Below are 26,983 nucleotides of genomic sequence, written 5' to 3'. Positions count from 1 at the left end.
AATGAAAATCAATAAAACCCTACTTACTCTATCTCTTCTTGCTGCCTCAACATTTTCTCAAGCTGGTGAAGTGGAAGTGCTTCACTGGTGGACTGCCGGTGGCGAAGCGAAATCCGCAGCGGTACTGAAAGAGATGATTGAAGAACAAGGCCATACTTGGAAAGATTTCGCTGTTGCTGGTGGCGGCGGTGAAAGTGCGATGACTGTTTTGAAAACTCGAGCAGTGTCGGGCAATCCTCCATCTGCCGCGCAGATCAAAGGTCATGATATTCAAGAGTGGGGTGGTTTAGGTTTTCTAGCGTCTCTCGATGCAACGGCGAAACAAGAACAATGGGATGAGCTACTGCCAGAAGTGGTCACTAAAGTGATGAAGTGGGATGGCGAATATGTGGCGGTTCCTGTCAACGTTCACCGTGTTAACTGGCTTTGGGCTAACCCTGTTGTTTTAGAAAAATCAGGAGTGACGGTTCCAACTACGTTAGATGAGTTCTTTGTTGCCGCAGACAAGATTAAAGCGGCTGGCTTCATTCCACTGGCTCACGGTGGTCAACCTTGGCAAGACGCTACGGTATTCGAAGCTGTAGCACTTGATGTACTAGGCAGTGAAGATTACAACAAAGCGTTCGTTGATCTGGATATGGACGTGTTATCTGGCGACAAAATGGTGGAAGTGTTCACCAAGTTCAAAAAGATGCGTGATTACATCGACAGCAACTCTCCGGGTCGTGATTGGAACGTAGCAACTTCGATGGTTATCAATGGCGAAGCGGCAATGCAGATCATGGGTGACTGGGCGAAAGGTGAATTTACTGCGGCAGGCAAAGTACCGGGTAAAGATTACATCTGTGCACCAGCACCGGGCACTGATGGCCAATTCACTTTCAACATCGATAGCTTTGCGTTCTTTGAGCTGAGTGACAAAGAGAACCAAAAAGCGCAGCAAGACCTAGCGAAAACCATTCTTACCAAAGATTTCCAAGAAGTCTTCAACCTTAACAAGGGTTCTATCCCTGTACGTCTAGATATGGACATGTCTAAGTTCGACCAATGTGCGTTGGATTCAATGGCAACCTTCAAAGCGAGTGCGAAATCTGGCGATCTTGTTCCGAGTATGGCTCACGGCCTAGCGACAACAAGCTACGCTCAAGGCGCGATTTACGACGTGGTAACCAACTTCTTCAACGAAAAAGATGCCGATCCAAAACAAGCGGCGGCTAAGTTAGCGAAAGCTGTGAAAGCGGCTATCTAATATAATTTGATAAGCGACACACAACGCACGTGAGTGACGGGTTGTGTTGCTTTACCAAACCCCCAGGGTGGGTAGGCTCGTAGGGAGCCTATCTACTCTTCACTCCCAATTCTGATATGCGTGATGCTGATGTGGTGCCGAAAGGTAAGCCATTGGCTCGATTGTGCAACAAGGATAAGTTATGGAGCATGTTTTGACTGAGTCGACTCCAAAACCCACAAGGAGCCAGCCTGCGCCCAAGCCTAGCTTTGCTGACAGGTTGCAACATTGGTTACCCAAGATTGTACTGGCGCCGACCGCGTTAGTGACCGTGGTGTGTATCTACGGCTATATATTCTGGACGGCGGCGCTGTCGTTTACGAATTCTCGATTTTTACCGAGCTTCAACTTTGTTGGTTTAGCTCAATATGAAAAGCTGATGGACAACGATCGCTGGATCACCTCAATCACCAACCTCGGTGTGTTTGGTTTTCTGTTCATGGCGATTGCTATCTTGTTGGGTGTGGGTTTGGCGGTATTGCTTGACCAGAACATCCGTCAAGAAGGCGCGATTCGTACCATTTATTTATACCCAATGGCCTTGTCATTCATCGTGACGGGTACCGCTTGGAAATGGATTCTCAATCCGGGTCTTGGCATTGAAAAACTGATGCAAGATTGGGGCTTTACCGACTTCAAATTCGATTGGTTAGTCGACTCTGAAATGTCGGTCTATACCTTGGTTATCGCAGCACTTTGGCAGTCGTCAGGCTTCGTGATGGCGATGTTCTTAGCCGGCCTTCGTGGCATTGATTCTTCAATCATCAAAGCCGCTCAAATTGATGGGGCAAGCTTACCCACTATTTATCTGAAAATCATTCTACCTTGCTTGCGCCCTGTGGTTTTCAGCGCGGTGATCATCACCTCACACATTGCGATTAAGAGTTTCGACCTTGTGACCGCGATGACAGCGGGTGGCCCAGGTTATTCATCGGATCTTCCTGCGCTATTCATGTACGCACACTCATTTACGCGTGGACAAATCGGCCTTGGTGCTGCCAGTGCCATGATGATGCTTGCTGGTATCTTAGCGATTCTCGTGCCTTATCTTTACTCTGAACTTAGGGAGAAAAAGTCATGATGAATAACATCAATTTTGCTCGAATCTTTATTTATTCAGCACTGCTTTTCTTCTGCTTGGTGTATCTAATGCCATTGTTTGTCATGGCGCTGACCTCATTCAAAACTCTGCCAGACATCAAGGCAGGTAACTTGATGAGCTTACCGAAAGAGTGGGTGTTTGATGCTTGGTATAAAGCGTGGGACACCGCCTGTACGGGCGTGAAATGTGAAGGCATCAAAGGCTACTTCTGGAACTCGTTCCAAATGGTGATTCCTGCGGTTGCGATTTCAACATTGCTCGGTGCATTCAATGGTTATGTAGTGACGAAATGGCAATTCCGAGGCTCGAATCTGTTCTTCAGCTTACTGTTGTTTGGTTGCTTCATTCCGTTCCAAGTGGTGCTACTACCAATGGCAACCATGCTCGGCAAGATGGGGCTAGCGAACACAACCATCGGCTTGGTGATTGTGCACGTTATCTACGGCATGGCGTTTACAACTCTGTTTTTCCGTAACTTCTACATCTCGATTCCGGATGAATTGATCAAAGCAGCAAAACTGGATGGTGCAGGCTTCTTTACCATTTTCTTCAAGATCTTATTACCGATCTCTACGCCTATCATCATGGTGACGGTGATCTGGCAGTTCACCGCAATCTGGAACGATTTCTTGTTCGGGGTGGTGTATTCCGGCTCAGAGACTCAGCCAATCACCGTAGCATTAAATAACTTAGTCAACACCAGCACGGGCGTTAAAGAATACAACGTTGATATGGCTGCCGCGATCATCGCCGCGCTGCCAACGCTGTTGGTGTATGTCTTCGCAGGAAAATATTTTGTTCGTGGCCTAACGGCAGGATCAGTAAAAGGATAATTACCCATGGCAACATTAGATTTAAAACAGATCCGTAAAACCTATCGCAACGCGGACAACGAAACGTTAAAGGGCATCGACATCAGTATCGATTCGGGGGAGTTCTTGATACTTGTCGGCCCTTCGGGGTGTGGAAAATCCACCCTAATGAACACCATTGCTGGGCTAGAAAATATTAGCTCGGGTGAAATCGTGATTGATGGTGTTGACGTGGCCCAGGTTGAACCTAAAGACCGCGACATCGCGATGGTATTCCAGTCGTACGCACTTTACCCAAACATGACGGTACGCGGCAATATCGCCTTCGGCTTGAAGATCCGCAAGATGCCACAAGACGAAATCGACGCAGAAGTGAATCGCGTCGCTGAAATGCTACAAATCGAACAACTGCTTGATCGTAAACCATCGCAGCTATCTGGTGGTCAGCGTCAACGTGTCGCTATGGGGCGCGCTTTGGCGCGTCGTCCTAAGTTGTACCTGTTCGATGAACCGCTTTCTAACTTGGATGCCAAGCTGCGTGTTGAAATGCGTCATCAGATTAAACGCCTTCACCAAAAGCTTAACACCACCATTGTTTACGTCACCCATGACCAAATAGAGGCGATGACCTTGGCGGATCGTATTGCGGTGATGAAAGATGGTGAACTGCAGCAACTCGGTACGCCGCAAGAGATCTACACCAAGCCAAACAATATGTTTGTCGCGGGCTTTATGGGTTCACCATCAATGAACTTCATTAAGACCATGGTGGATTTGGATGATGATCAGAATCCGATCATCAAAGTAACGGGTACGTCTGAGCAAGAGCACCACATTCGATTACCACAAAGCATGCGTGAACAAGATGGCAAAGAAGTGGTGATTGGCCTGCGCCCTGAACATATTACCGAGCAGGAAAGTGAAGATGTGTCGGCAACGACCAAGCTAGACTTGCAGTTAGAAGTGCTAGAACCAACAGGGCCAGATACGATTGCGATGGTGAAAGTGAACGACCAAGAAGTGGCATGTCGCTTGTCGCCAGAATTTGAAGTGTCAGTTGGGCAAATGGCGCCGCTGCATTTTGACTTATCAAAGGCGGTATTCTTTGATGCTCAGACTGAAGCGAGAATTGATTTTTAGTTTTTGAGACAGTAGCTCAATGAGAGTCTAAGCTTAAGCAAAGGCAGTATCACTAATTACTAATAAGTAACGTGATGCTGTCTTTTTTGTTGTTTTAGCCTGTTTTATTTCCTCACGAAAACAGAGGGATAAACGAGATAAATGGATTAACTGCAATAATATCGCTAATTAGCCTCCGTTAGCTCTATAAAGCTGACCGAGAACAGCGTAGGATCGCGCTACTTTAGACCAAATACTAGGTTGCACATTAGTGCATAAACAGAAGAATACATGAAACTAACAGCAAAACCCTCAGCTAGTAACGCTTTACTTATTTCTATTACGACACCGGACTTCAAAGGTGACGAAGCAAAAGAGTCTCTTGCCGAACTTGCTCGCTTAGTAACAACCCTAGGGTTTAAAGTGGTCGGTACACAATCACAGCACCACAGTTCAACACAACGACAAAACGTGTTGGGCGCAGGTAAGCTTGCAGAAATTGCACACCTCACCGGTTACCAAGGTTCGATTGAAGAAGCAGAAGATGAAGATTTTATCGATGAATCTTTTGATTTTCGCGCTAGTATCGATGAATTAGATTTTGATGATCTTCCATCTGAAGATGTGGAGTTTGGTACTGCTGACGTAGTGGTATTCGACTGTGATTTGAGCCCATCTCAACTGCGTAATGTAGAAGCGCACTTGGGTGTCGAGGTATTTGACCGTACTGGTATCATCATCGAGATCTTTAGCCGCCATGCTCGTACTCGTACCGCACGTCTGCAAGTTGAAATCGCTCGCCTAAACTACTTAGTGCCTCGACTGCGTGAAACAGCCGACGGTGATAAAGAGCGTCAAATGGGTCAGGGTGCTGGTGAAACTTCATTAGAGCTAGACCGCCGTAAAGTACGTGACCAAATTGCTGCGCTTAAACGTGAGCTGGTTAGCGTACAGGACGAAATGAAGAACCGACGCACTCAGCGTTCGGAGCTTTTCACTGTTGCTCTGGTTGGCTACACCAACGCGGGTAAATCTTCGATGATGCGCGCTATGACCGCAACCGAAGTGAGCGGTGAAGATAAGCTATTCGCGACCTTAGATACCACGGTTCGTGCACTTCAGCCGATCACTCAGCCGCGTATCTTAGTGTCAGATACGGTGGGTTTCATCAAGAAACTGCCACACGATCTGGTTGCTTCATTCCACTCAACACTAGCAGAAGCGCATGATGCTTCATTACTGCTTTATGTGGTTGATGCTTCTGATGTTTCATTCCGCGCACAGCTTGATGTGGTACACGAAGTATTAGCGCAAGTGGGCGTTGAAGGCAGCGAAAAACTATTGGTACTGAACAAGTGCGATAGATTGAGCGAAGAAGAACAGTTAGAGCTGATTGAAGAATTCCCAGATGCAATGCTGACCTCGACTCGTGACCCGCTCGATATCACCAAACTACACAAGTACATTGTGGGTGTGGCTGAACAAGGCATGATCGAAGAAGAGATCACGATTCCTTATTCTGGACAAGGCATTATCGGTGAGATTCGCTCAAACATGAGTGTGGTGAAGGAAGAATACGACTACGAATGCATCAAGCTTACTGTACGCTCAAGTGCAATTGATTTAGCGCGCTTGAAAAAGCGTATGCAGAAGTCTTAATTTTGTAGCGAGCCTGGTAAGAACAACCAAAAGAAAAGCGACCCGATAAGGTCGCTTTTTTGTTTCCTGTCGCTGAGTAATTAGTTACTCGTCAACCAGTCCATTTAGGTCATTTACGCCATTCTTTGAGTTGGCTTCCATCGTGCTAGTTCTGGATCAAGCTTGATGCCTTGCGAAGTCAGCAGGTTAACACGTGCTAAGTAAGCCGCACCGTGCATCAGGTGCTTAGCAAGGTCGACCGCATTACGCTGCTGGTAATCATCTAGGTAGCTGTCTTTTGCCCACGCGTTGAATGCGCCAAGTGCAGGGCCAGCCCATACTTGATAATCCATTTCACGACCTTGTTCGCCCGTGTTTGACCAGCGGCTAGAAAGCCCCAAGTACCAGCGGAAAATCAACGCCATTTTACGCTTCGGGTTGCCTTCAGCGCGTTCGATCTGTTTAGGGTCGCGCTCGTTAAAGTGAGCAACAGTACCTGCCCAGATGTCATCCAATGTTGAACGGAATACCTGCTTCTCTAGCTTTTGACGTTCTTCAACTGGAATCGCTTCAATGGAGTCGTAGCGTGTGTAGATCTCGTAAAGCTTGTTTGCACGCATTGGGAACAAGGTACCGCGCTTAACCACTTGCAGCTTCACGCCCATTTCGAACATGTCTGCTGCCGGAGCCATAGTCACGTCAGCCATTTCAGTTGTCGAAAGCAGCTTACGTGTGTGTTCGCTCGCGCCAGCTTCAACACAGGCTTGGTTAATAGAACCAGTAACAATGTATGCCGCGCCCATGTTAAACGTTGCTAGAGCTGCGTCAGGCGTGCCGACGCCACCACCACAACCAACACGTAATGGTGTTTTGAATTGGTATTGTGCTTGGATTTGCTCTTTCAGCGCAAGAATCGTTGGCAGTAGGGTAACCAGTGGGCGGTTATCGGTGTGACCACCAGAATCGGCTTCTGCGGTAATGTCATCGGCCATAGGAACCAGCTGTGCCAGTTCCATCTGTTCTGCTGTGATTCGGCCTTCATCAACCAAAGCTTGCAGCATTTTCACAGGAGCAGGTTGCATGAATTTACTCGCGACTTCAGTACGGCTTACCTTGGCAATAACTTTGTTGCCTATCTGAACCTCACCTTGTGCATCGCGGCTAAGGCCCGCGGCACGGTAGTGAACGATTTGCGGTGTTAAACCTAAGAATGCTGAAGCCTCAACGGTTTTCACTTTGTGCTTCAAAAATAGTTCAACACTGCCGCGCTCTAGAGCGGGTTCGCTTGGGCTGTGAATCAGGTTAAACGCATAAGGACCGTTTGGCAGTGCTGCTTGAATACGGTTGATCGCTTGCTCAACGCGAGACGGGATTAAGCCCGCCGCGCCAAATGAACAAAGAATGCCAGCTTGGCCAAGGGCAATTACTAACTCTTCAGATGAAATGCCGTTTGCCATTGCGCCTGCATAGTAAGCGTATTTCACGCCATGACAGCGACGAAAATCTTCGTCGCCTAGGCTTTGTGTACCAAGAGCGGGAGCAAATGCGCTAACAGGTTGGTTGTTCGCTGAGCTTGCTGAATCGCCTGATGCAATCTCTGCTTGTTGGCTTACGCCTAAGCCTTTTTCTGGGTGGTTCACGACGTAACAAGCCAGGCTTAAATCTTTCAAGATTGTCGACATTGCTGCGTTATCGAAACGCGTTGTGTTCTCTTCGACCTGCCAAGGCCACGGAGATAGCTTTTCGTTATTGATAGTAGTTTGAGTTGTCATAATTATTTCTTTCCTAGTCCCGTGTCAGGATTATGCTTCTTCGATACAAATCGCGATGTCTTTCACTTCGTAAATACGCAGACCATCTTTGCTTAGGTTTGCGTCACCAACGATGATGCGTTTACCGTCTTCATCTTTAATCGCAGTGATGTGTACATCCAGAGACATCTGTTTGTTCAGAGGGTTAATCTGACCACGATATTTCCATTTTACTTCCGATTGGATTTGACCAAATTTCGGATTGCGGAAACCAGCGCCAAGATCTTTGTTTAGCGCATAGGTTTGCATTAACTCGATGATCGCTTCGACACCTAGAGAGCCTGGCATTACCGGATCTTGATGGAAGTGGAACTGGAAGAACCAATCGCTTGGGTCAATCGTACGCTCAGCGTATAGGTAACCAAGGCCATCTTTACCACCATCGCTGGTGATCTGCACAGTATCGATAAAGTTCAAACGACCGCCAGCCAGCTGGTAGTGCTCTTGCACTTCACCAGTAGCAGAAATAGGTGCATTGAAGTAACGCGTCGTTTTGTCTAGCAGGTTGATGTTTACATCCGGCGTGCGATTGTTATCAACGTGCCAAGGGTGAGTTACTTTACCGTTGTCCAAACCCAGCTGATCTTTCAGGGCTGCGCCTTTGAAGTAACCAAATACCGCTGTACCTTGGTAGAAAGGTACGCCGTCAGTGCTCAGTTCGAAGCTGAAGCTCTGTACGATGTTAGTGCCCATCATTACCGTTGAAAGCAGACGAGAATCGTTGGTAATCGTTTTGCCACGCAAGTCGACGTTACGCAGCATTTTACCGCTGCCATCTAGGTTACGGAAAAACAGTTCTTCACCTGGGAAGCCAAGCGTGGTGCCCATGTAGCCAGAGATAAAGCCGTTTGGCTGCAGTGAAATCTCCATCAATACCGAGTAAGGCATTAGGGTCTGGTGGCTGTTTTCATCAAAGTACCATGCGTTTTCTGGCACTTCGTATTCTGCAATACACGATGAAGGCTTCTTGAAGTCGCCACGCTTACCGTCAATCTCAACGACACGGGTGGTTAGCTGCAAGTCGCCACACGGAGTACGTGGTGGGATCATTCCACGGTAGATTGAGAAGTCAGGGCCGAAACATTTCTCGATATCGCCGGTTGCGAATTCGAACATATGGTATGGCGTGAATGGAACCGTATCGGGTGTGCGGTTCGGGTAATCTGGAGTTACCGGAGCTTCAACGTGTTGAAGAGGAACCACACCTTTGTTAGGTGCAGTTTCTAGGTCTTCAATTTGTGCCATCAATGGCGCATTCGCTGAAGCTTGTTGGTTCACTGCTGGTGTATGGCCCAAGCTTTTATGGTCCAAGCTTTCGATAACAGGGGTCGCGACAGCTGTTTCTAAAGAAGGCAGATAACGAGTACATTCGTCGTCTTCTTTGATCATCACACCTAAGTTTTGGAAATCAACAATCACTTTGCCGTTCAGCAAAATATCGATGTTAGCTTTCGCGTATGGGCGAGGGCTTAGACCAATCTCAGTCACTTCCATGCGGTACGTCAGTTCTGCCGATTGTGGTAGAACTTGACCACGACAGCGTACTTGTTGAGGGGCATTTTCAAGTGGTTGGAAACGACCATTTTGGACAAGCGTGTGCATGCCAAGGTGCATCATGAAGAACTGAAGCAGTTGACCACAACCTTCTGCCATCAAAGAACCAGCCATTACTGAATCATCTTTGAAGTGACAAGGGAAGTACCAGTGCTCAGGCTCTAGCTGCTTGTGACCTTCAATCAGACCAAGTCCCCATGTGCCGCCTTGCGGTTCAACACGGCTAACCTTTTCGATCATCATGAACTTCTCTGAGCTGAAGCACAAAGAAGGCTGGTGGCGATCAGATTGGTGAGTTGGGCCAAAACACTCTGCAATGTTTGCAGTCAGTAGGTGGCGCAGTTCTTGGTGGTTAAACTGGGTTTTAGGGCAGTGCAACATAGGGTCGAAGCGTTGCTTAGTCGCAAGTTTACGAGCCTTGATTTCATCTTCAGTGTGAATCACACCTTTGCCGTCTGCTAGCTCTTCATCAGTGAAGAAGCCCGCACAGCCGTTATCCATTTTCAGGATCATCTTGTCGCCAACGAAACATTCGTACGAGAAGAAGAACAGCAACGTGTCGCCATTGCGAGCAAAGTTGTTGATTGAGATATCGTAACGCAGCGTATCGCCACCACGAGGCAAGTCGCCAAGGAAAGTCAACGTACAATCAAGTAAGCGATAAACACGCTCGCCTTTGTTTTCGAAGTCAATACCTAGGTAGCTGATCAGCATTAGATCGCACTGACCAGATTCTACCGCGACAGCCCAAGGGATCTGACCATCGACAAGATACGGAGCATCAACTGGGATGTCGTATTCGGTGGTCATGGTGCTTGGCTTGTACTCGTTAACGGTCGCGTTCAGCTTAGTCACACGAGAAACCAATAGGTAATCGGTAGTTGGCAAACGAACGCGGCGCGAGTAGCTATCGATGATCGCGTAGTCAGGGCCAAATACATTCGCAATATCGCCTTCAGCGTATTCAACCAGATCATCGTAATCCCAGATACATGGTTTACGGATAGGTTTTACTGGTACTGGCGTTGCAAGTACGTTGACTGGCACTGACTGAACCGGAGCCGGTTGAGCTTGAACAGGCTGAGCTGGCGTTTGTTGGCCATTCGTTTGTTGACCATTCGTTTGTTGAGAAAGGGCATTGCTATCTAAACCAGACGTCACTGCGTTTAGCTGTGCTTTTAATAACGCATCAGCCATCTGCATGCCTTGGGCACGAGTGTGCAAGAATGCTTTGTGTACTTGCTGCGCTGCTTGCTGGTTCTGAGCAAAAGCTTGGTTGTGTGGTGTTACAGACGGCTGTGATGCTGCATCCGTATTAGCGTCGATATTCGATACGCCATTTTTAGCGGATAGGACATGAGTCATATTGCTGTGGTTACCTGTTAGCTGACTGTGGCGAGTTGGCGCCAGAGTAGGGGAGACTGATGTAGGAGTTTCGATTACTGGCTCTATCGCGTTCTGCGTTAATGCTTTCTTCTCTAACTCTTTTTGCACAAGAGCTGCTTGAATGCTTGCTGTCGTTGGAACCGACGCCACTCTTGCTGCTTGTTTACCAGAAGCTTTCTGTTGAATCGTTGCCAAATTGGTCACTGGGGTTTGGGCAATATGTTGATAAATATCGCGACCACCTAGAGTCACTTGTTTAACCAATTGACGCTTAACATCACTTGCCAGTTCACTGCTTAAACGAACCGAAAGAGCTTGAGATTCAACATTCGATTGGCTTAGTAGTAGCTGTGAGCATTGTCCTTCGCTGATGTTGGCAACAATCGCGCTCTTAGAGCTGACATTTGGATTCAGAGACTCAAGGTTCAGGTTGAGCAGACCGTGTAGCAGGCTTGCCATGCCAGAAGCAGCAGAGCAATGACCAACACGTTGACTCGCTTGAATTGTCTTAGTGCTGCTTCCTAGATTGATAGGTGTTTGCTCTTGTGACAAAGACTCTGATGCATGGTTAAGCTCAAGCAGAGAAACATCGTTCGAACTCATACCGACTTGAGTCAGTAACTCGTCAGCAACGGCGTTGTTACGCTCGCTTGAGCCAAAGGCTAATGCGTTGATGCTGCCGTAAGCCGTATCTTGGTCGCTAGCTACTCGGTTTTCTTCAACAAGAACAATGGCACCTGCGCCTTCGCCTACATTCCAACTGCCGTCTTGCGGTTGTCCGAATTTTGGAGAAAGTGACACTGGGCTCACGCTGTTCTTGATAATCACATGTTCTGCACTGCCACTAAGGTCAACGGCTGCAATAACAACTGCGTCCATCGATTCTTGCGACATCAGGTTTTGTGCGACATCGATACAACGCGCAACTGACTGTTCAGCAGCTGAAATCGTAAAGGCAGGGCCATTAAAGTCCCACAATGACGAGATACGCGAAGCCATGATATTGCCGATGAAACTGGTGTATTGGTTCAGCTTGGCTGCGTCCATCACACTGTCCATCGCGATGGTTTCTAGCGATTGGTATTCGTCTTGTGTTAGCTCAATACCCATGTTGGCAAAGCTGTCAGCCAATTGGCTATGCAGGTTTACGCGTCCACGGAATTGGTGCATCTCAAGCTCTGTTTCCATCGCAACGAGTACTGCAACCTTTTGGCCTGCTACAAGCTTGGCATCTTTGATCGCTTCGTCTGCAACTTTCATCAGTAGCAACTGCTGAGAGATCAAACGGTCATCTTCGTTTGGCGGCACTTTAAAACGTAGGAAATCGAGATCGAATTGGTCGATGTACGCGCCGTTTGGAATGCCACGTAAACCAAACTGATTCAGTAATTCTGGATGTTGGTCTAAGCCTTTCCAGCGCTTCTTAGGCAAGGCAATGAAAGCATCGTTGTTGGTTTCAATCGCAGTGCTCAGCGCGTTGATACTTTGCAGAGAACCGAAGTGAGACGCTAGGCCAGTAATGCTTAAATTAGACGGTTGTAGGCTTGGAGATGCCGACTCTAAAGTCTGGTTTACATGACTCGTGTCTGAATACGCTTCAAGCAGTAAGTGAGCGTTACAACCACCGAAACCAAATACAGAAACACCCGCGCAGCGCTCTGAGTTACCCGCTTTACTTGGCCAAGGTTGAACCTGCGTTGGCAGAGTCTGTGGGCCAAATAAACCTTCGGGCGACGATAGTGGCTTGTCCAAATTAATACTTGGAGGAAGCACGCCTTCTTTCATCGCAAAGATCATTTTCATAATCCCCGGCATACCCGCAGCAGTCAGTAAGTGGCCGAGGTTTGACTTCGCAGAGCCAATCAATGGCGGGTTAGAACCATTCAATTTGTCAGCAAAGAAACGCTCCATTGAGGTTAACTCAACCTTGTCACCTAATGGTGTGCCGGTTGCGTGACACTCAATCACTTCAATGCTGTCTGGTGATAGGTTTGAAGCCTCGTAAGCGCGTTCAAAGGCTTGTACTTGTCCTTTGCTGTTTGGGCTTAATACGAACTGGCCACGGCCGTCGTTCGACAAGCCAATACCGCTGACAACTGCATAGATATTGTCGCCATCACGTTCTGCATCAGCTAAGCGTTTTAGGACTAAAACACCGGCACCTTCGCCAGCAAACAGACCTTTACTGTTGCTATCAAACGGAACCGAAACACCGTGGTCAGGGTAAGCGTGGAAGATGGAAAAACCCATGTTGATAAAGAATGGGTCAGCACCTGATACCGCGCCTGCCAACATCATGTCGGCTTTGCCTGTGTTCAAGTAATCACAAGCTAACTTCAATGAATACACTGAGCTTGCGCATGCCGCATCTAGGCTAAGTTGCACGTTGCCAAGACCCAATGCATCAGCCACTAATTTAGAGGCGTTATGTGCCGCAGCACCATTGATCGGGTTGAGGTCTTGAGCCGTTTCATTGGTTGGTAGCAGTGAAAACTGATCATTAGCCAATTTATCTTTAAGTGCTTTCTCGACCACTGAGTGATACATCGGCAGAAATAGGTCGTTTGAGCGTGTGGTTGGGAACGAAAGGGCACCCATGATCACGCCTGTGCGCTCTAAAACATCGGCATTTAAATCAATGCCTGCGTCGACTAACGCCTTGCGACTGGTATCCAAAGCCCATAGGAAACTCTGGTCAACACCGTTGAACGATTCTGCTGTTAAGCGGTAGCCATTGCTATCGAAATTGAAGTTTTCGATGTAGCCGCCTTTGTCACAGTAAAAGCGGTCTGATTCACCTTGAACGCCTTGATAGCTTTCAGGTTTAGCACCTAACTTTTCAGCGCTTAATGTGGTTCGAGAATCTTTTTTATCCAGCAAGTTTTGCCAAAAGTCTTTTGGCGTATCGGCTTCTGGGTATTGGTTAGCAATACCGACAATCGCGATCTTATTGCACTTCACTTGCTGTTTGTTTTGAGCCTGATATTTATATTGAGATGGTTTCGATTGAGAACTCATACTAGCTCTCCTTGATGATTCACTGCGCTGCCTTGAGACAAACCGCTTAATTGCTTAGCTGCGGTGATCTGTTGTTCTAGTCCTTGGATAAGAGGCTCGACAGACAATGGGATTTGATGAGTAATGAGCTGACCAATGCATTTTATGAGCGTGACAACATCGTCACCGCCTTTGGCATTGGAAGCGATTGTGCAGTATTGGTCTGCTACGTTGTCGCTACGATTGATCTTGTCGATCAATGTGCTGGTTTGACGATCGGCACCTACTTCGACAAACAGACGCGCACCTTGTTGACGTGCACTTTGGATCAACGCGGTGAAATCCAGCGTCGAACAGAAAGTGTCGGCAATCGAAAGGGCGATGCTGTCGCTGTCTATATTGATTGGTGCGCCCGTCGGTAGACCTGCTGCGCTGATAAAGCGGATATGCTTTGGCAATTCGTCGAACAGTGGTTGCGTGTAAAACTCACGCACTTGGCTATGTTGGCTCAATGCTGGTGTGGTGTGCATCGCAGTAACACGGTTAGCGGCAATACCACGTTTACCCAGTTTCTTGAGTAGTGCACGACATGTGCTTTCACAACCTGCTAGCACGCAAGTATCACCTTGGATGATAGCGAGATAAGCGCGTGGGAATTCTGGTAACAGAGCCTCAATCGCTTGTGCATCACTGCGAACCACAAAGCTATTCCATTGGATGCTTTCGTTGCCGTTCAGCTGCCAATCTTGACGCACAGCTGTGAGTTCGCCAGAAATAGCCGTCGTGAAAATAGGACTGGTTTGAGTCATCTCAATCAGCGCATGTGGGTTTTTCCAAACATTTAAGCTGGCCCACATGGAAGCTTCACCCTTGGAGTAACCCAAAGCGAAATCTGGCTGCACTTTGAATTCATCACATAGCAGTTGTGTTAACAGATAACTACTGCCTACACCTGCAATTGCCAATTCACTAAGCGACATTTCTTGCGAGTCTTTAGCGTAGGTTTTTTCAGCCTGCAGCATCTCTTTCAAGTTACCTTCGCGTTCTAAGCGAGCAAATAACTGTGGGAAATGGTGGTGAAATTCGCGCAACATGCCGGGATAAACCGTGCCAACACCAGGGTAAACAAATGCAACGCCACCTTTGCTTTGAGACATCGGTGAGAAACAACTGCCTGCTGGCGTTTTGTAGTGGCTATTGTCACCCACTACTTTTGGCAACGCATTTTCTATCGCGGTGATCTCTTGTAGTGCAGCCTCAATTGAAGCGGCTTGAATCACGATGTTCGCACCACGGCCAGCATGGTGTTGAGCGCTTTGGAAATGACTTAGGTTTGAATACATCAAGCTGGCGATAGCAAGTTCATGGTCTGCCGATTCGTTAACGCATTTAAGCTCTTCTCTTAACGAGGTTAACTGAGAAACCAGTTCGGCTTGGTCATTGCCAGAAACTACAAACATCAAACGCTCGCTGGATAGCAAGGGCTTTGGCTCGTGCAAACCGGTCGCTTGAGTCAATATCAGGCTGGTGGCTTTTGGGCTATCGTCACTGAAAGTTAACGCAGCAACACGTGCTTTGTTTGGCTCAGTGAACCAGTAATGGTTAGGTAATGAACGGCTCGATATCGCATTAACTATATTCAACAATTCATCAAACTGCTGCGAAGCCGATAAGTCAGAGTGTTGCTGTTGATGACTTAAATCTGTAGCGGGGCGGCGCGCAATATCCAGAGCAAGCTGAACGCTATCTCCAGTAGCTGTATCTACAAAACCCGCTAGATAAGCGTGTGGATGAATCTTGTTTTGAGCAGCATTCAGCGCACTCAACATCAACAATGATGGTGAGTGAGAATCCAAACAGAGCTTAACCACGCCACCTTGATTGACTGCCTCGATGGCGTGAGTAAGTGCTTGATTAAAATTGCCATCAACCACAACAGTAACAATCTCTGGAAGCGAAGGTGATAAGTCGGCAGAAAGCTCAGCCGCGTTTGCTGGCTGAGCTAAAAGAGCGATGCGCAATGGCATCGCTTTATTAGTAGGAACAGTCACTATGACAATTGCTCCTTTTCTGGGTTCTTAGTCGCTTCTTTCTTCGGCACTGCTGAGCTAGATTTTGGCAAAAATGCGTCATTTAAGCTCTTGCTGATGGTGACTTTGGCACCTTTCATTACCGCACTTAAACGACCATCTTGGTGGTAAAGCGAGATATCAGCCTGCAGTGAACGAGCCGTGCTTTTTATCACGCTCAGTTCTAGCCAACCTTGGTCACCATTGTGCATCGGTGCGTAACAAACAAACTCACCAATTGCAGACGGTAGACTTGCCGCGCCGTACTTCAATCGAGCCCATACCAGCATTGCTTGCAACAGATAATCTTCAGCAAATGGTTGGCTATCGCCAAAGCCTTGCTTCGGAATAAATGATCCGCAGTCGCTGTTTTCAATCTGAGGCAACTGGCATTGAGCCAATAAGCCTAAGTCGTCAAAGCGTTCAACTGAGGTAATACCTTGCAGTCTTGGTCCGTGAAACAGAGTGCCGTCACTGTATAGAGCTTGTGCCGTTGTTACTGGTGTTGAAGAGTTAGCTTCAAAGCGTTTTGTCGACGCTTGTTGAACATCTTCAGACACTTGCACAGAGGCAACTTGCAACTGAGCTTGATACTGTGGTCGCCCTTGGCAGCTGATTACTGCTTTTAGCTGATCTTTTGATTTATCGTCTGAAGACAAGACAAGCGTTAGCTCTTGCACTTCATCAGTATCAAAAATCACACCCTTAAGCAGTTTATAGTTGTGAACGCTAACGTTCACCCCTAACAGTTGCTCTGCTATTTCACGCATCCATTGGATAGCACACACTGTCGGTAACACTGGGTTACCGGCAATGCAGTGATCTTGAATGAAAGGCAATGCCTTCGGATCAAGATGACGTGTCACAGTGATGCTTGTATTCAGCGGACTCTTTGCAAGATGCACAGACTCCGCATTAAGCTTTTTTACAGCAGCTTCCTTGTTGTCAGAACCTTGCATGCTCGTGCCAACCAGCAGTTGAATGCCAGTTTCGTTCAGTAGTTGAGAACTAAACAGCTCTGCACCTGCCTGAAGAGGAATTACGTACACGCCGCGCTCTGTGAACATACGTTTCAATGCTGCGTTGACCATGCCACCGTCCCACGGTCCCCAGTTGAAGCTCATCACTTTTGCTTGAGGGTTACGCGCAGACAACTGCAGAGCCGCTTTGTTTAGGATTTCGTTAGACATCGAGTAGTCACTTTGGCCTGTGTTTCCGTAGAAACCCGCCGCCGAAGAGAACATCGCAATCAGTTTTAGCTTACTGCTATCAAGACCACTAAGAACTGCTTCTAGTCCGCCCACTTTCGTACCGTAAACCATGTTCAGTTCATCAAGCGTTTTATCTTGAATGTGCTTGTCAGCCAGTACGCCTGCACCGTGGATGAGACCCGTGATGCCTTCGAAATTCGCCAGTGTTTTCGCTACTGACTCATGGTTCGACACATCTAAGCTTAGGTATTCAGCGCTCGCGCCAATCTCGTTGAAAGCGGCAAGTGCTGCGTTGATTTCAAGGCTGCTCAATACCGGTTTTAGCAAGGTATCAACTTTCTTCGGCGTTGGTTTGTCACCTGTTGCTTGTAGGTGAGCGATAGCCGCTGGTTTTAGTTCTTTCTCTTGCTTGCCTTGTGCCCACTGAGGTAGCTCAGCTGAAGTAATATGCTTACTACGACCTGCAAGAATGAAGTGAGACTTACATTGCTTAGCAAGTGTCAGTGCACATTCAAACGTCACGCCTTTAGCGCCACCCGTCACCAGAACTTTGTCGCTCTTGGTGAGCTGAGCACCTGCGTTTTTGGTTTGCGCATCACCTGGTGTTGTCGCAATCAATGTTGCACGACCAGATTCCCCGTTTTCCGCATGGCTAAGGCCGATTTCAACCGTGTTGGTATCGATATCGAACAGTTCGCCTGTGATAGCTTCAGCTAGGTGACGAGCATCAATCGAAGCGTCAGCATCTAATGCACGGCAGAATACGTTTGACCATTCATGGCTCAGTGTCTTAGTTAGACCAGACAACGCGGCTTGGTTAAGTTCTGCATTTGCTAGTTGCTTAGTATCTAGGTAACCAAAGCCACCATCGATACGGCTTAGCGTGAAGAACACGCTGCGACCAGAAACAGCATTCAGTTGGCCATTTAGGTGCTTCGCGAACAAGAACGCTGTGGTTAGCGAAGCTCTTGAGTCTGCATTCAAGTTAACCGCTTGCTCGTTGCTTTGTTTTGCATCAACGATAGCTTGTAGATGAATGAAGCCAGCAATCATTTTGTTCGACGTTTTAAGGTCTGCTTCGATGTCGTTAATAACCGCAGTTACACCAGCATCATCGATACTGTTAAGTGTGTAGCTTGCGATTTCACTGTTTAAAGGTGACGCGGCAGAAAGAGCACTACGCACTACAGCAACTTGAATGCCGTTAGCGGTCAACTTTTCTGCAAGAACACCGGCGTTGTGACCATCATCTGTGATCACGACACAAGCGTCTTTTGAGAAACAATCGACGAGTTTATCTGCCGCTGGTAGCTTTTTTAGCGCTACCTCATTGTGTGGAGGAAGTTCCGCTGTCGCTGTTTCTGCGATAGGCGTTACTGATTCAGCTTTAGCAGTCGCTACAGGTGCAGCAACGGATAGCTTGCTTTGCATGTAGGTAACGATTTCACCAAGAGTACGACACTCAGCTAAGTCTTCAGGGTTTAGCTCTGGCAGCGTTGGTAGCTGGTCTTGAACCGTACCCAAGATCTCAACGCGTTTAATCGAATCGATACCAAGGTCAGCTTCCATGTCCATCGCTAGGTCGAGCATTTCTGCTGGGTAGCCTGTTTTGTCGGCAACCACTTCCATCATAGTTGATTGAACGTGAGCAGGGTTTAGGTCGTTGCTCGTGCTTTCTACAGCGGCTTCTGGAGCAGGAGCTACTGTCGCTGCTTCCGAATTCGGAGCTAGCTTGCTGTTCATGTAGTCTACAATTTCACCCAGAGTACGACACTCAGCTAGGTCTTCAGGGTTTAGCTCTGGCAAGGTTGGTAGTTGGTCTTGAACCGTACCAAGGATCTCAACACGTTTGATTGAGTCGATGCCAAGGTCAGCTTCCATGTCCATTGCTAGGTCGAGCATTTCTGTTGGGTAGCCCGTTTTATCCGCTACTACGCTCAACATTGTGCTTTGAACTTGCTCGGCGTTTAAACCGTTTGATACTGCTGGCGCAGATGCTTGAGCTGCTACTGGAGCAGAAGCTGGAAGCTTGCTGTTCATGTAGGCTACGATTTCGCCTAGAGTGCGACATTCAGCTAAGTCTTCAGGGTTTAGTTCTGGAAGAGTCGGTAGTTCATCTTGAACCGTACCAAGAATCTCAACACGCTTGATTGAATCGATACCAAGGTCGGCTTCCATATCCATTGCTAGATCTAGCATTTCAGTCGGGTAGCCCGTCTTCTCTGCTACCACTTCTAACATCGTCTTCTGAACAACAGCTGCATCTAGTCCGCTAGTTGCTTGCACTGAAGTTGTTGCAGTTTGAGCGACTACAGGAGCCGAAGCTGGAAGCTTGCTGTTCATGTAGTTAACGATTTCGCCAAGAGTGCGACACTCAGCTAAGTCTTCAGGGTTTAGCTCTGGAAGAGTAGGCAGTTCATCTTGAACCGTACCAAGAATCTCAACACGCTTGATTGAATCGATACCAAGGTCAGCTTCCATATCCATTTCTAGATCAAGCATTTCCGTTGGGTAACCTGTCTTCTCAGCAACCACTTCTAGCATGGTTTGTTGAACGACTTTCGCATCAAGGCCATTTGCTGCTTGAACAGGAGCGGCTGCGCTTGGCTGTGCTGCAACAGGCGCTGATGCTGGCATCTTGCTGTTCATGCTTTTACTGTTCATGTAGCCGACGATTTCGCCAAGAGTACGACACTCAGCTAAATCTTCAGGGTTCAGCTCAGGTAGGTTTGGCATTTCGTCTTGAACGGTACCAAGGATTTCTACGCGCTTGATTGAGTCGATACCAAGGTCTGCTTCCATGTCCATTTCTAGATCAAGCATTTCCGTTGGGTAACCCGTTTTCTCAGCGACCACTTCTAGCATCACTTTTTCAGCATCGGCTGATTGTACTGCTACTGGTGCAGCCACAGGAGCCGGTTGTGCTTTAACTGGCACAGGCTGAGCTGCAACCTGTGCTGCCGCTTGAGCCGCTACTTGTGGTGCAGGAGCTGCTTTCTGTACTGGAGCTTTCTGAACTGTTGTATTTTGAACCGGCGCAGCTTGTACAGGAGCTGTTTGCACTTGAGCTACAGGCTGTTGAACGATAGCTGCTGGAGTAGTTTGAGTAGCTGGAGCTTGAATCACTGGCTGAGCATTTACTGGCGCAACGAAGGTTGGTTGTACCGTTTGTACTGAACCTTGTGTCAGCATATTAAGTGCTGAGTTGTTGCTGTGCGCTTGCATTTCTAGGTAATGAGCGTGAGCTTTTAGCGTTTCAGCTTGGTGCTGGTGGAACATCTCCATAGAACGCTGTAGGTTCTCAGGAATTGCTACGCCTGCTGTTGCCATTTTCGCTTGCTCAGACATTAGGGTGTTGAACGTGTCACCGTATTGCTGAGGAATTGCAAGGAACTGCTGATGTACTTCTGCTGCTTGTTGTTGAGCATTGAAGAATGATTGCAGTGAAGACTCATCAACCGTTACTGAAGCTGTTGGTTGAATAGTCGCCGATGCAGGTTGTGCCACTTGAGGTTGCTGAGCTGCTTGTGCACTTGGCGCTGTTGCAACTGACTGTTGTACATTTGAAGCTTGAGGAGCAGCCACAGGTACTTCAACGATTTCTGTTTTAATCACTTCTTTTTCCACGATTTTCTCGACTTCAACTTTTACTTCAACAATCTCAGTCTTTTCGGTGACGTTGCCCGAAGCCAATGATTGATCCATTTTCTTACGAGTAGCAGGGCTGATGTAGTTGGTTGCATTCAGCTTGATGTTCATTGGTGATGCCTTTGCAGGTTCAGCAATGTCAGCTTGGTAAGGGTCAATGTTGTCTAATGAAACACCCGCCACGCACAGTTGAACCGCCGCTAGACGAAGCTGTTGGTCACTGTCGCCTTTAGGGCTTGGGTTGATGCTGATTGCGTAAAGCTCTTCGTTCTTATCAGCCAATGTTTTTTCAACCAGCTTTTGAAGAATGTTCTTCGGACCGAACTCAACGAATACACGCGCACCTGCTTCATACATCGCTTCAATTTGCTCGCTGAAACGAACCGATTGCAGCATGTGTTGCTTGAATGCTTTCTTAATCGCTTTAGCGTCTTTGCTGTGTAGTTTGCCTGTTGCGTTTGAGTAAAGCGGCAGCGTTGGAGCACTGAACGAAGCTTTATCAATTGCAGAAGCAAATGGTTTTTGAGCGTGAGCAACAAGTGGTGTGTGGAAAGCGCCAGATACTGGCAGAGCAATCGCTTTGAAGCCTTGTTCTGTTAGCGCTTGTGCTGCTTGTTGAACCGTCGCAGTTGGACCTGCAATAACTAGTTGAGTCGGAGCGTTGTAGTTGGCAATGCTCACGCCTTCGAATTGGCTGATGCAGCTTTCGACGGCTGGAAGTTTGTCTGCGTCTAGGATGACCGCAAACATCGTACCGCTGTCGCCTTGTTTTGGTGTCGCCGCCATCGCATCGCCACGAGCGAAAGCTAGCTGGTAGTAATCGTCTTGCGAGATAACACCCGATGCACATAGTGCGCTTAGCTCACCAAAGCTGTGTCCTGCGACCATGTCAGCTTTGAAGCCCGCTTGAGTCATGATGTCGAACTGACCCATAGACACAGTACCAATCGCACTTTGAGCATTGGCTGTGTTGGTTAACACCGCTTCTTGAGCTTTGGTTGCTTCTGGTGTGAAGGTTGGAATTGGGAACAGAATTTGCGACAGAGCCGTTTTCTTGTGCTGACCAAATACTTGATCCGCTTGAGCAAGCTGTTGACGCATCTCAGGGTAATGACAAGCAAGCTCGCGACCCATGTTTAGGTATTGCGAACCTTGACCAGCAAATAATGCAGCCACTTTACCAGCACCGTTTTCAGCAATCAGTGCCGACTCACGGTAGCTAGTACCGTTTGGCATCTGCCAATGTGCTTTGGTTTGGCTCTCAAGCATAGAAACTGCTTGAGTCAGTTGCGCTTGAAGGTCTGCTTGGTCAGTCACGACTAAACCAATACGAGCATGCTTAGCGTCAACTTCACGCAAATTATGTTGTTCAGCAAGCGCTTCCAGTTTGAACGCAGCGTCTGCAGCTTGAGTTGAAACCTGCTTGAGCTCATTGGTCAGTGCTTGACGAGATTCCGCGCTGAATAATAGAGTTTGCGGTACTTGGCGCTGACGGTATTTGTCACCGCGAGCGTGTTCTGGCGTGTACTCTTCCAATACAACGTGGAAGTTAGTGCCACCAAAACCGAATGAGCTGATACCTGCACGGCGCGGTGTGCCGTCGACACGTTTCATCCAAGGACGCGTTTGTGTGTTTAGGTAGAACGGTGAGTTCTCGATATCCAGCTTAGGATTCGGAGCCGATACGTTGATCGTTGGCGGCAGTACTTTGTGGTGCAGTGCTAATGCAGCTTTGATTAAACCTGCAGTACCCGCAGTTGATTTGGTGTGACCAATTTGAGATTTCACAGAGCCTAACGCAATGTGTTGCTTCTCTTCATTGTTCTCACTGAATACCGAGTTTAAGCCACCAAATTCAGCTACATCACCCGCTGCAGTACCTGTACCGTGCGCTTCTAAAAGACCAAGCGTGTGCGGTGCGAAACCAGCATCATCGTACGCACGTTTCAGTGCTTTCGCTTGTCCTTCAGGACGAGGCGCGTAAATACTCTTGAACTTACCGTCCGAAGAAGAACCGACACCTTTAATCACTGAGTAGATTCTGTCGCCATCGCGCTCTGCATCTTCAAGACGCTTAAGAGCAACCATACCGATGCCTTCACCAATCATCATGCCTTTTGAGTCGATATCGAAAGGTTGAATGGTTTCATTGGTGGTAAATGCAGGTGTTTTAGAGAAGCTCATGTACATGGTTGGCGAGTTATCAGTACACACACCACCTGTGATCATCATTTCACTGCGACCTTCAACCAACTCACTAAGAGCCATACGCATTGCGGCTAGAGATCCTGCACACGCTGCATCTACTACACAGTTGATGCCACCAAGGTCAAAGCGGTTAGCAATACGACCTGAAATTACGTTACCCAATGAACCAGGGAATGAGTTCTCTTCCCAGTGGATGTATTGGTCTTGGAATTTTTTGATCAGCATTTCGCTGTCTTCGTCGTTAATGCCACTGCTCTTGAAGACTTTTTTCAATACAGGGTATTGGAGACGAGCATTCAGGCTTTGAGCGATCTTCTGACCACCACCAACACCAAGCGTAATACCGATCTTATCGCGATCGTAACCTTCAGGAAGTTTCGCATCTTCAAGTACTTCTTTTGCCACGATCAGAGATAGCAGCTGTGACGTATCAGTCAGTTCTAGGATATTTGGCGGAAGGCCGAATTCCATAGGGTTGAAGTCAACTTCTGGGATGAAGCCACCGCGCTTACAGTAAGACTTGTCTGGCGTAGTACGATCTGAGTCGTAGTAATCTTCTGGGCGCCAGTGTGTATCAGGCACTTCGGTAATTGCATCGATCTTTTCGCTGATCAAATCCCAGAATTTGTTTAGGTAGCGAGAGTTCGCAAACATGCTTGCCATACCAACGATAGCAATAGGCATGTCTTTAAGACGTTTATTAAGTCGAGTGTCGTCGACTGATTCCGGTGTATTTTTTTCGGGTTGGCTCATTATGAGTCTCCACTTGAAATCACTGAGGGCGATGTCGTGTTTTGAGGCTGCGCTTTTAATTGAATCGAAAATAAATCTGAAACAGATTTGGGCAAACGCAGCTGAAGAGTAAGGCTGCCGAAAGTTGGCCACCTGACTGAAATAGGGGGTGCGAAGTTCATTGACTTGCAGACGTTGAGAACGTGTTTCATGCGTGAAGGGGGTATTCGAATGTGAGGTTAATGTCCATTTAAATCCTGTCCAAAGTACTGCTTTATGCAAAGCAGGTATCCGCAATAAAAACGTGTGAATTTGTTTAATGGTTGAGCAGGCTACCCGAGGTGAGTGGCCGATACAATGCTCCCAGAGGCCACTATGATCTGTTCAGACCAGATGATTTTACTGAACTTTTGTTTTTTGTATTTTTAATGCAATTAACTTATTGATAATTAATGGATATGAGAAGTTTTTTAGTGTTTATGCTCTATTTTTTGACTTGGTGAGATCTATGTCAGATTTTTGTAATTAACATTTAATAGATGCCTGTTCCGTAAGGCTAAGTGTGATCTGTGTTTTAATTTGTTATTATTTGAAAAATTAGTTTTAAGTCCGCATATGAAGGGTGTTTCCTGCCCAAATTCTCTATGTTTCTCTCAAAATATAGGTGAGTTAAATTTGTTCGTTTTGATGTTTTATTGATGGCTTTATGAATAGTGATTTTTAAGAAGTGAGTGCTCAAAAGATGGAAACACCAGTCGTTGATTTGTGGCTTTGTTCTCTAAGCAATTTGGATGAAGGTACTGATCATGTGTCGTGCCTTAAACAGAAACTGACCGACGATGAAGTCGCTAAGGTTGAGCGTTATCGAATGCCTTCATCTCAGATCCAAGCGCTCTATGTTCGTAACTACTTACGAGAGGTTCTGTCGATCTACTCTGATTTGACGGCTGAAGAGTGGCGATTTGAGTATGGTGAAAAAGGCAAACCAAGCTTGATTGCAGAGCAGCAACACAAAACCGGACTGAATTTCAATATTAGCCACAGTCAAGATCATTTACTGATTGCTGTCTGCCGAACGAAAGGGCAACCACTACAGCTTGGGGTGGATATAGAACATGCAAGAAGCTCGACCAACATCGCGGCGATCATGAAGCATTACTTTTCGGAATTTGAGATTAACGATTTACTCGAGCTGGATGAGGTATCTCAAAGAGAACGTTTTTTTGATTTGTGGGCACTGAAAGAGTCGTACATCAAAGCGACAGGTAAGGGGTTGGCCACATCATTGAAAAGTTTTTCGTTCGATTTTTCCAATCTAACTCAACAAACGCTGCCAGTTCATTCGTCGGGTTTACGACCAGAGTTACATGGAGGAATCATTGTCCATAACGGTGTAGGGTTGGATGCTGCTGAAAATGACAATACTTCAACAGATTGGCAATGCAGTTTAGGAAGGCTGGATAACCAGTTTCGATTTGCCGTGACGCTTGGTGGTGCAACGCTTCCTATGCAATTAGAGATTAAGTGCTTCCCCAAATCGAAGCTACTTGGCTGAGTTTACGTTCGTTACACTAGAACCTTTAGCTTCTAATCTTGAACACGGCTCGCTCTCAGCCATTCGTAATATTGGCTAACTCGTTTCGCCAAGCATCGCTTTTAATACTTCTGCGGGTACAGGCTGAAGTTGTTTGTCTTTATCTAGGCAAACCATCTCGATATCACCAATCACGGCAGGTTTGGTTGCATCTTTACGCCATACCTCTTGTCGCCATAAGGTTTTGTATTTGCCATCGAGCTCAAAAGAGGTTCGGATATCGCAGATCTCTGCGAACTCAACGCCGTCTTGAAAGGTCATATTGGCTTTATAGACTGCAAAACCTAGTCCGTGCTCATTCCACAACTCCGCCAGTTTATCGCTGCCCAACACATGCTCGCGCGCACGCTCAAAGTATTTAAGAAAGTTAGGGTGATAAACCACACCTGAGTGATCGGTATCTTCGTAGTAAATCTGTACTGGGTGATGGTAGATCTGACTCATTGGTAGCAACTCTTGGTAAGTAGTGGATCAGTAAATCTGACTAAGTTGTGCAGCACTCTACAGGATAGGTTGAAATTACTTCAAGGCATCATCGTGAAAGGGGCTTTTGGTCAGACCTCATTTATCACTGATGCTTTGGTCAACTCCCACCCATTTACAAATATTCTATGTGTCATTTTCCACCCATTAATTTTTGTAGCGAGTTAGCGACAACTGCAGGCAGATCTGATGAAGCCTTGCGGTTAAAGGCTTGTTAATGAATTGTGTCAATATGGCGCGCTAATTGCCTTAGTGAAAGCACGCAGTTCCCATTGAAGGGCTGCTTTGTTTACTAAGGAGAATAATAATGTTTAAGCCTCTTACCCTGCTGTCTGTATCTGCTCTGGCGCTCGCAAGTTTTAATGCTGCTGCAAACTGTGACCCTGGTGAAATCGTGATTAAATTCAGTCATGTAACCAATACCGATAAGCACCCGAAAGGCATCGCCGCTTCTTTACTGGAAGAGCGAGTAAACACAGAAATGAATGGAAAAGCTTGTATGCAAGTTTTCCCTAACTCAACACTTTACGATGATAATAAGGTACTGGAAGCCCTGTTAAATGGTGATGTTCAAATGGCGGCGCCATCGCTGTCAAAATTTGAGAAGTTCACTAAGAAATACCGCATTTTTGACCTTCCTTTCCTATTTGAAGACGTAGAAGCCGTTGACCGTTTCCAAAACTCAGAATCTGGTGAAAAGCTGAAGAACGCGATGAAGCGTCGTGGCCTGCAAGGTCTTGCGTTTTGGCACAATGGCATGAAACAGATGTCGGCGAACAAACCTCTTATCAGCCCTGAAGATGCAAAAGGTTTGAAATTCCGTGTTCAAGCATCGGATGTATTGGTGGCTCAGTTTGAACAACTAGGCGCTAACCCACAGAAGATGTCTTTCAAAGAAGTGTACGGTGGCTTGCAAACTAAAGTTATCGATGGTCAAGAGAACACATGGTCAAACATCTACGGTAAGAAGTTCTTTGAAGTACAAGACGGCGTGACCGAAACTAATCACGGTATCTTGGATTACCTAGTTGTAACGTCAAACGACTTCTGGAAAGACCTACCTGAAGATGTACGCACACAGCTTGGCACTATCGTTCAAGAAGTGTCTGAGACGCGTAACGCAGAATCTTCAAAAGTTAACCTAGCGAACAAAAACAACATCATCGAAGCGGGTGGTGAGGTTCGTACACTTACGCCTGAACAGCGTGAAGCATGGGTAGCTGCACTTCAACCAGTATGGAAGAAGTTTGAAAAAGACATCGGTTCAGACCTTATCGATGCAGCGTTAGCTTCAAACCAATAACACCGCTAAGGGAGTGGCGAGTATTCGT

General features: G+C 47.1%; 12 protein-coding genes. 7 read left to right on the top strand and 5 right to left on the bottom strand.

Features of this window, described 5'->3' with window-relative positions; translation table 11 throughout:
• The first annotated feature begins 1 nt into the window (after position 1).
• The 5 genes from AB6E78_RS04340 (at position 2) to hflX (ending at position 5,980) form a co-directional block, all read left to right on the top strand.
• Positions 2-1,249 (top strand): ABC transporter substrate-binding protein, encoded by a 1,248-nt coding sequence (locus AB6E78_RS04340; protein WP_372132852.1) that lies wholly within the window; start codon positions 2-4, stop codon positions 1,247-1,249.
• Positions 1,250-1,430: 181 nt separating this feature from the next.
• The gene (locus AB6E78_RS04335) at positions 1,431-2,369 is read left to right on the top strand and encodes a carbohydrate ABC transporter permease (protein WP_017060634.1); all 939 of its coding nucleotides are present in this window, start codon (positions 1,431-1,433) and stop codon (positions 2,367-2,369) included.
• Positions 2,366-3,223, top strand: a complete 858-nt coding sequence (locus AB6E78_RS04330) for a carbohydrate ABC transporter permease (RefSeq protein WP_009848502.1) — start codon at positions 2,366-2,368, stop codon at positions 3,221-3,223. The genes AB6E78_RS04335 and AB6E78_RS04330 overlap by 4 nt, the downstream gene beginning before the upstream one ends.
• Positions 3,224-3,229: 6 nt before the next feature.
• Positions 3,230-4,342, top strand: coding sequence for an ABC transporter ATP-binding protein (locus AB6E78_RS04325; RefSeq protein ID WP_017068959.1), 1,113 nt, complete (start codon positions 3,230-3,232; stop codon positions 4,340-4,342).
• Between the two features lie 270 nt (positions 4,343-4,612).
• Positions 4,613-5,980, top strand: coding sequence for a GTPase HflX (hflX, locus tag AB6E78_RS04320; protein ID WP_136974229.1), 1,368 nt, complete (start codon positions 4,613-4,615; stop codon positions 5,978-5,980).
• Between the two features lie 113 nt (positions 5,981-6,093).
• Here the strand turns inward: hflX and pfaD are convergent, their stop codons facing one another.
• From pfaD to AB6E78_RS04300, 4 genes are read right to left on the bottom strand one after another with little or no spacing between them, the layout of a single operon-like run.
• On the bottom strand, positions 6,094-7,731 hold the full coding sequence (pfaD, locus tag AB6E78_RS04315) for an eicosapentaenoate synthase subunit PfaD (RefSeq protein WP_372132855.1): 1,638 nt from the start codon (positions 7,729-7,731) through the stop codon (positions 6,094-6,096).
• 30 nt (positions 7,732-7,761) lie between these two features.
• A complete protein-coding gene (locus AB6E78_RS04310; protein ID WP_372132858.1) occupies positions 7,762-13,728 on the bottom strand; it encodes a beta-ketoacyl synthase N-terminal-like domain-containing protein in 5,967 nt (1,988 codons plus the stop codon).
• Positions 13,725-15,758: a PfaB family protein gene (locus AB6E78_RS04305; protein WP_372132862.1), complete on the bottom strand. Its 2,034-nt coding sequence runs from the start codon at positions 15,756-15,758 to the stop codon at positions 13,725-13,727. Before AB6E78_RS04305 ends, AB6E78_RS04310 begins: the two co-directional genes overlap by 4 nt.
• Positions 15,758-23,596, bottom strand: coding sequence for a phosphopantetheine-binding protein (locus tag AB6E78_RS04300; protein WP_372132865.1), 7,839 nt, complete (start codon positions 23,594-23,596; stop codon positions 15,758-15,760). The genes AB6E78_RS04305 and AB6E78_RS04300 overlap by 1 nt, the downstream gene beginning before the upstream one ends.
• A 721-nt stretch (positions 23,597-24,317) precedes the next feature.
• On the opposite strand from AB6E78_RS04300, the gene AB6E78_RS04295 reads away from it, so the two are divergent.
• Positions 24,318-25,130, top strand: a complete 813-nt coding sequence (locus AB6E78_RS04295) for a 4'-phosphopantetheinyl transferase superfamily protein (RefSeq protein WP_017060627.1) — start codon at positions 24,318-24,320, stop codon at positions 25,128-25,130.
• Positions 25,131-25,205: 75 nt separating this feature from the next.
• Here AB6E78_RS04295 and AB6E78_RS04290 read toward each other — a convergent pair whose 3' ends face one another.
• Complete coding sequence (locus AB6E78_RS04290) at positions 25,206-25,613, bottom strand: thioesterase family protein (protein WP_004736070.1); 408 nt, start codon at positions 25,611-25,613, stop codon at positions 25,206-25,208.
• Positions 25,614-25,959: 346 nt separating this feature from the next.
• Between AB6E78_RS04290 and AB6E78_RS04285 the strand changes: the two genes are divergently transcribed.
• Positions 25,960-26,955 (top strand): TRAP transporter substrate-binding protein, encoded by a 996-nt coding sequence (locus AB6E78_RS04285; protein ID WP_372132869.1) that lies wholly within the window; start codon positions 25,960-25,962, stop codon positions 26,953-26,955.
• Positions 26,956-26,983 lie beyond the last annotated feature (28 nt).

It is taken from the genome of Vibrio sp. 10N.247.310.98, from assembly GCF_041467395.1.
Taxonomy (GTDB): Bacteria; Pseudomonadota; Gammaproteobacteria; order Enterobacterales; family Vibrionaceae; genus Vibrio; species Vibrio crassostreae_C.
This window is presented reverse-complemented; position numbering and strand designations above follow the sequence as displayed.